7 protein-coding genes and 2 pseudogenes are annotated in these 6,383 nt (G+C 66.5%); 2 read left to right on the forward strand and 7 right to left on the reverse strand.

Annotated features, from left to right (window positions below; all coding sequences use genetic code 11):
* Together B1A78_RS19595 and B1A78_RS19600 are read left to right on the forward strand one after the other, a co-directional pair.
* Window positions 1–248, forward strand: a pseudogene (locus B1A78_RS19595) (hypothetical protein); the annotation flags it as partial.
* A gap of 15 nt (window positions 249–263) precedes the next feature.
* Complete coding sequence (locus tag B1A78_RS19600) at window positions 264–584, forward strand: MliC family protein (RefSeq protein WP_077148568.1); 321 nt, start codon at window positions 264–266, stop codon at window positions 582–584.
* Here B1A78_RS19600 and B1A78_RS19605 read toward each other — a convergent pair.
* The 7 genes and pseudogenes from B1A78_RS19605 to B1A78_RS19635 all read right to left on the reverse strand — a co-directional run.
* Window positions 581–1,720 carry an epoxide hydrolase family protein gene (locus B1A78_RS19605; protein ID WP_077148569.1) on the reverse strand — a complete coding sequence of 380 codons (1,140 nt, stop codon included), beginning with the start codon at window positions 1,718–1,720 and terminating at the stop codon, window positions 581–583. The two genes, B1A78_RS19600 and B1A78_RS19605, sit on opposite strands and share 4 nt — an antisense overlap.
* Window positions 1,714–2,205, reverse strand: coding sequence for a DUF2314 domain-containing protein (locus tag B1A78_RS19610; RefSeq protein ID WP_077148570.1), 492 nt, complete (start codon window positions 2,203–2,205; stop codon window positions 1,714–1,716). The genes B1A78_RS19605 and B1A78_RS19610 overlap by 7 nt, the downstream gene beginning before the upstream one ends.
* 28 nt (window positions 2,206–2,233) lie before the next feature.
* A complete protein-coding gene (locus B1A78_RS19615; RefSeq protein WP_077148571.1) occupies window positions 2,234–2,722 on the reverse strand; it encodes a hypothetical protein in 489 nt (162 codons plus the stop codon).
* Window positions 2,723–2,846: 124 nt separating this feature from the next.
* Complete coding sequence (locus tag B1A78_RS19620) at window positions 2,847–3,713, reverse strand: 3-hydroxyacyl-CoA dehydrogenase NAD-binding domain-containing protein (RefSeq protein ID WP_077148572.1); 867 nt, start codon at window positions 3,711–3,713, stop codon at window positions 2,847–2,849.
* Window positions 3,714–3,795: 82 nt separating this feature from the next.
* Complete coding sequence (gene egtD, locus B1A78_RS19625; protein ID WP_077148573.1) at window positions 3,796–4,782, reverse strand: L-histidine N(alpha)-methyltransferase; 987 nt, start codon at window positions 4,780–4,782, stop codon at window positions 3,796–3,798.
* Window position 4,783: 1 nt separating this feature from the next.
* Window positions 4,784–6,085, reverse strand: a complete 1,302-nt coding sequence (gene egtB, locus B1A78_RS19630) for an ergothioneine biosynthesis protein EgtB (RefSeq protein WP_077148574.1) — start codon at window positions 6,083–6,085, stop codon at window positions 4,784–4,786.
* A gap of 131 nt (window positions 6,086–6,216) precedes the next feature.
* A pseudogene (locus tag B1A78_RS19635) lies at window positions 6,217–6,383 on the reverse strand (ATP:cob(I)alamin adenosyltransferase); the annotation flags it as partial.

A 6,383-nucleotide genomic window follows, 5' to 3' on the forward strand; every position in this document is an offset into this window, starting at 1 on the left:
ATCCCAGCCCGCCCGCGAACGACCAGAGCGCGCGCGGCAGCTTTGCCGAATTCCATACCCAGCCGTCGACGAACGGCTATCGCGTCCCCGCCTGTACCAGCGGAGCCTCGACCGCCGCCTGCGCCGCGCGGAGCGCCGACACATGGTGCCGCTCGATCGGCTGGAACGGGTCGGCCCGCGAACATATGGAAACGTTGGGCCGCCGCGAATATTTGGCCGACGTTCTGTGCGTCCGCTCGGGCTATTGAGGAGGGAAGGGACCAATGATGAAAGCGGAAGGCGTGGCAGCCGGCGGCCTCGCCCTTGCCCTCTCCGCCTGCGCGTCGGTCGGCGGACCTGGCGTCAGCACCTATTATGAGTGCGAACGCGGCACGCGCCTGAAGGTCGACTTCAACCGCAACGGCGCGCTCGTGCGGGTCGACAACGGCAATACGCAGATGTTGCGGCAGGTTCCGGCCGCCAGCGGTGCGGCCTATGAAGGCAAGGGTGGCTGGCGGCTCCACACCAAGGGCGACGAAGCGGTATGGAATACCGCAGCGCGAACCGCGCCCGAGACCTGCCGGCGGGTTGCCGTGCCGCGCTAGAGCGTCATCGCAGCAAAGGCAGCACGCACCTCGGCGACGAACAGGTCGGGCTGTTCCCAGGCAGCGAAATGGCCGCCGCGGTCGAGCTCGTTCCAATAGACGATATTCTTGTAGCGCCCCTCGGCCCAGCGGCGCGAGAGGCGCATGATCTCGAGCGGGAACAGGCTGCATCCGGTCGGAACGTGGATTTCGCCGAAACCGAATTGCGCGAAACTGTGCCAATAGAGCCGGGCCGAGGAGGCGGCGCTGTTCGTCAGCCAATAGAGGCTGACGGTGTCGAGCATCGCGTCCTTCGACAGCGAATTTTCGGGGTGGCCGCCGATCGACTGGCCGCCGGGCTGGTGGCCGCAGTCGGTCCAGCCATGGCATTTTTCGACGATCCAGCACATCTGGCCGACGGGGGAATCGGCGAGCGCATAGCCGATCGTCTGCGGCCGCGTCGCATGCTGCGTCGAATAGCCGTTATCCTTGGTGCGATACCATTGGAAGCGCGCGAGATAGGCCTTTTCGTCGTCGCTGAGGTCGGCCATCGTGTCGGGATCGGGCTGGCCGACGATCATGTTGACGTGGATGCCCGCGCAATGATCTTCATGGTTGCCGCCGATCGCGCAGGTCACCGCGCTACCCCAGTCGCCGCCCTGCGCGAAATAGCGGTCATAGCCGAGCGCGACCATCAGCCGGTCCCACGCCGCCGCGATCTGCTCGACGCCCCATTTCGCCTCGGCCGGCTTGCCCGAAAAACCGTAGCCGGGGAGCGAGGGGATCACGAGATGATAGTCGGCCGATAGCGGTTCGATGACGTCGAGAAACTCGATCACCGACCCCGGCCAGCCATGCGTCAGGACGAGCGGGCGCGCATCGGGATTGTCGGACCGGATATGGAGATAATGGATGTCGAGCCCGTCGATCTCGACGAGATAATTGGGCCAGGCGTTGAGCCGCGCCTCGATCCGGCGCCAGTCATAGTCATCGCGCCAATAGGCCGCGAGCTCCTGCGCGTAAGCAAGCGGGACGCCCTGGTCCCAGTCGTTTACGGTCTCCTTTTCGGGCCAGCGCGCGTTCGCGAGGCGGGCCTTGAGATCGTCGAGCGCCGCCTGCGGCACGTCGATGGCGAAGGGGCGCGGCTGGCCTACCATCCCAGATACTCCTCGATCGACGCGCGCTGGACGGGGTCCATGTCCGCGAGCAGGACGCGCGTCGTGCGGTGGCCGATCATCACCCCGCGTTCGTCGCGATAGGCCCAGTCGCTGATGTCGGTGAGCGGGACCCGGACCGCCTGCCCCTGACTATATTCGGGCTGCGCCGGAACATTGGCCAGCCGGCCGTTGACGGCGCCCTTGTCGATCGAATCGACGTCGACCCAGATATGCTCCCAGCCGCCGAGCGGATATTTGACGACGAAGGTCGCGCGGTCGAACCGCCCTCCGCCATAAGCCGACAGGAAATCGGGGAGCCTGGCGCGGGCTTCGGCGATCGCGGCGTTCATGCGGGCGTCGCTCGCTTCGACCATCGCCATGTCGTCGCGGTCGGCCATCATCGCCTCGCGCTCAGCGTCGGGCGTCGCCATCGCCGGTGCGGCCACCAGCCACAGCGCCGCCGCGAGCATCATCGCCTTTTTCATCCTGCCCCTCCCCTCTTTGCCGGACCGGTCAGGGCCGCGCCGGCGCCTTGCATCCGCGTTCGAGACCGACGCCCTTCAGGAAGCCGCGGCGCACCGTTCCGGCATAGACCGCCGCGGCGTAGCGCCGCCGTTCTGCGTTGGCGCCGGTGACTTCGCCGATCAGCCCACGAAAGGGGATGATCGACCCGGCGACGCTGCCCGCGACGCGGCCGGCGGTCTGTTCGCGTTTCTTCGCGCGGGTCTCGTCGACCTGTTCGTTGACGTCGGGGCCGAGAACCGCGTCGAGTTCGGCGATTTCCTGGATGATCGCCGAACATTTGCCGAGCCCGGCGAGCGAATAGGGATCGTCCTGGATCGCCAGCAGCTTTTCGGGGACTTCCTTGCCGTCGAATGGCTCGGTCACCGAATTGGCGGTGTCCTTGATCGTCGAATCCTCGGGCGCGCCCTTTTGTGCCTGCGCCGAAGGGGAAAGGATCAGGCCGGAAAGGGCGAGGAGGACGAAGGATTTCCGTTGCATATCAGGCTCCTGCTACGACGCACCATTCGTCCGCTAACGCCTCAAACGGCATTCGGCTCCCGACCGGTTATTGCGCGACGCACGGAGCCTCGTCCAGCCGCAATGAGGGCCAGCCGCGACAGGCTCAGCGCGTCGGGACGGGCGCCTCGCCGGTCCAGTCGTAGAAGCCGCGCCCGGCCTTTTTGCCGACCCAGCCAGCCTCGACATATTGGACGAGCAGCGGCGCCGGGCGGAACTTCGGATCGCCGGTGCCCGACTGCAAAACGCGGATGATTTCGAGGCAGGTGTCGAGCCCGATGAAGTCGGCGAGCGTGATCGGGCCCATCGGATGGTTGAGGCCCAAACGGCAGCCGGCGTCGATGTCCTGCATCGTCGCGACGCCCTCGCCCAAAGCAAAGATCGCTTCGTTGATCAGCGGCATCAGCACGCGATTGACGATGAAGCCCGGCGCGTCATTGGCGTGGACGATTTCCTTGCCGAGTCCGCGGCCATAGGCCTCGACCGTGGCGAGCGTGGCGTCGCTGGTCGCGAGCCCGCGGATCAGCTCGATCAGCCCCATAACGGGCACCGGGTTGAAGAAATGGACCCCGATGAAGCGCGCCGGGTCGGGCGCGGCCTGCGCCAGCCGGGTGATCGGGATCGAGCTGGTGTTGCTGGCTAGGATTGCGGTGCCCGACAGATGCGGACCGACGCTCGCGAAGATCGCGCGCTTGATCTCCTCGCGCTCGGTCGCGGCCTCGATGACGAGGTCGGCGGGGGCGAAGGCGCTATGGTCGGCGACCGGGGTGATGCGCGCGAGTAGCGCGTCGGCACCGCCCTGCGTCATCTTTTCCTTGGCGACGAGGCGGCCGAGGCCCTTGGCGATGCCCGCCTTGCCCGCTTCGGCGCGCGCGATGTCGATGTCGGACAGCAGCACATCGTGCCCGGCGCCCGCCGAAACCTGCGCGATGCCCGCGCCCATTTGCCCTGCCCCGATGACGCCGACGATCATTGCTGTCCCTTTCGCTGAAAATCTGCCCGTGCCCCTACGGCTTCGGCCAGAAGCGTCAAGAGCCCGCGTCAAGGGTGGAGCATCAGGGCGCCGAGCGGAACTCGGTCGCCTGCGCGAGGATCAGCGCGAAAGCGGGGTCGGCATCGTCCCAGGTCGCAAGCGGCGTCCAGCCGCCGGCGCGGAGCAGAAGATTCGCATCGCGCGGGCCATATTTATGGCTGTTCTCGCTGTGAATCGTCTCGCCCTTCGCCATATGATAAGCGCGCCCGTCGACGATGAACTCCATCGCGCAGGCAGCGACGAGATGCATTTCGATGCGCGCATGGACATCGTCCCACACCGCCTTGTGCTCGAAATTGTCGACCGGGATCGTCCCGCCGAGTTCGCGGTTGATGCGGGTGAGCAGGTTGAGGTTGAACGCCGCAGTCACCCCCGCCGGATCGTCATAGGCCAGCTCGAGCGTCGCCACATCCTTGATCCGGTCGACACCAATCAGCAGCAACGCGCCGTCGCCGAGCGTCTCGCGCCAATTGCGCAAGAGATCGACCGACGTGCGCGCAACCATGTTGCCGATCGTCGAACCGGGAAAGAAACCGAGCTTGGGCAGCGGGCAGATTTCGCGCGGCAGCGCGACGCGCTGGGTGAAATCGGCCTCGACCGGATAAATGGCGAGCCCCGGAAAGCGCGCCGCGAGCGCGTCGGCGCTGTCGCGGAGGAAATCGCCCGAGATATCGACGGGGACATAAGCGGCAGGCGCGATCGCATCGAGCAGCAGCGGCGTCTTGCTCGAACTGCCCGACCCGAGTTCGACCACCGCGCGGCCGGGGCCGATCGCCGCGGCCATGTCGCCCGCATGACGCTTCAGCAGGTCGGTTTCGCTGCGCGTCGGATAATATTCGGGGAGCGCAGTGATATCCTCGAACAAGGCCGAGCCCGTCGCGTCGTAGAACCAGCGCGCGGGGACCGCCTTTTGCGCCTGGCTGAGCCCCGCATGGACATCGGCGCGGAAGGCGATGTCGACGCCTGCGGCATCGGCATCGACCTGGCGAAGCTGGCGAACGACACTCATGTCACAGATCCTTGGCGAGCCGGACGCCGGTGAATTGCCAGCGCTGGTGCGGGTAGAAGAAATTGCGATAGGTGGCTCGGCAGTGGCCGCGCGGGGTCGCGACGCTGCCGCCGCGCAGCACGAACTGGCCGCTCATGAACTTGCCATTATATTCGCCGACCGCGCCGGGCGCGGTGCGGAAGCCCGGATAGGGGCGATAGGCGCTGCCGGTCCATTCCCATACGCTGCCGAACATCTGTTGCAGCCCGATGTCGGTCGCGATTGCGGCCGACGGCTGCACCGGACCGGCGGCATCGAGCTGGTCGCCCGATGCCGGGTCGAACGAGGCGGCAGCCGCCTCCCACTCGATTTCGGTCGGCAGCCGCGCGCCGGCCCAACTGGCAAAGGCGTCGGCCTCGAAGAAACTGATGTGGGTGACCGGGGCGGCGGGGTCGATATCCTGCCAGCCCGACAGGGTGAACTGACTGCCGTCCTGCCAGTAAGCCGGCGCCTGGACATCTTGCCCCTGCACCCACGCCCAGCCGTCGGCGAGCCAGAGCGAGGGGGTGTGATAACCGCCGTCGGCGATGAATTGCTGCCACTCGCCGTTGGCGACGGGGCGGCTCGCCAAGGCGTGCGGGGTGAGAAGCGCCGAAAACTGCGGAACTTCACAGTCGAATGCGAAATCCTCGCCGCCATGGCCGACCGACACCACGCCCTCGGCGCCCTTGACCCAGCGGATCGCGCTGGGTTCACCGGGCGGCACCGAAGGCGCGGAAAACTGCGCAACTTCATTCGCGATTGCGCTTTTTTCCCATGCCGCGGGGCCAAGCGGGTTCTGCGCGAAGAGATGCTTCAGGTCGGTGAGCAGGAGTTCCTGATGCTGCTGCTCGTGGTGGATGCCGAGTTCGACCAGCTTCAACGCGGCGCGCGGCAGGTCGGGGATCGCGCTTTGCACTGCGGTGTCGACATGCGCGCGCCAGACGCGCACCTCGTCGAGCGACGGACGCGTGAGGAGGCCGCGCTGCGGGCGGGCATGGCGCGGGCCTTCGGCCTCATAATAGCTGTTGAAGAGAAAGGGATAGCGCGCGTCGAACAGCGCATAGCCGGGGACATGATCGCGCAGCACGAAGGTTTCGAAGAACCAGCTGGTGTGTGCGAGATGCCATTTGGCGGGCGAGGCGTCGGGCATCGACTGCGCGCTGGCATCGGCATCGGACAGCGTCGCGACGAGATCGAGCGACAACCGCCGCGTCGCGGCGAAGCGGCTGGCGAGCGATGCGGCGTCATCGGCCGGGAATATAACGTCTTTTTGGCTGGCCATGAGCAGATAATCCCCCGGACGGCGATTCGGTTTCGCGGCGACAGCGAATATGGTTACAGCGCGAAGGAATGTCTAGAACATTTGGGGAACGATGGGCCATCGTCCCCGCGAAGGCGGGGGGCGACGAAATACTAACGTGTCGCGCCGGGTTTCCAGAGGATGTCGCCGCCCGCTGCGGCGTTGAGGTGGCGCGTCAGCACGAAAAGATGGTCCGACAGACGGTTCAAATAGGTGAGCGCGAGCGGGTTGAGATCGCGCGTCGCGCCCGCCGTCACCGCCGCGCGTTCGGCGCGGCGCG

The sequence above is a fragment of the Sphingopyxis sp. KK2 genome (assembly GCF_001990265.1).
Lineage (GTDB): Bacteria > Pseudomonadota > Alphaproteobacteria > Sphingomonadales > Sphingomonadaceae > Sphingopyxis.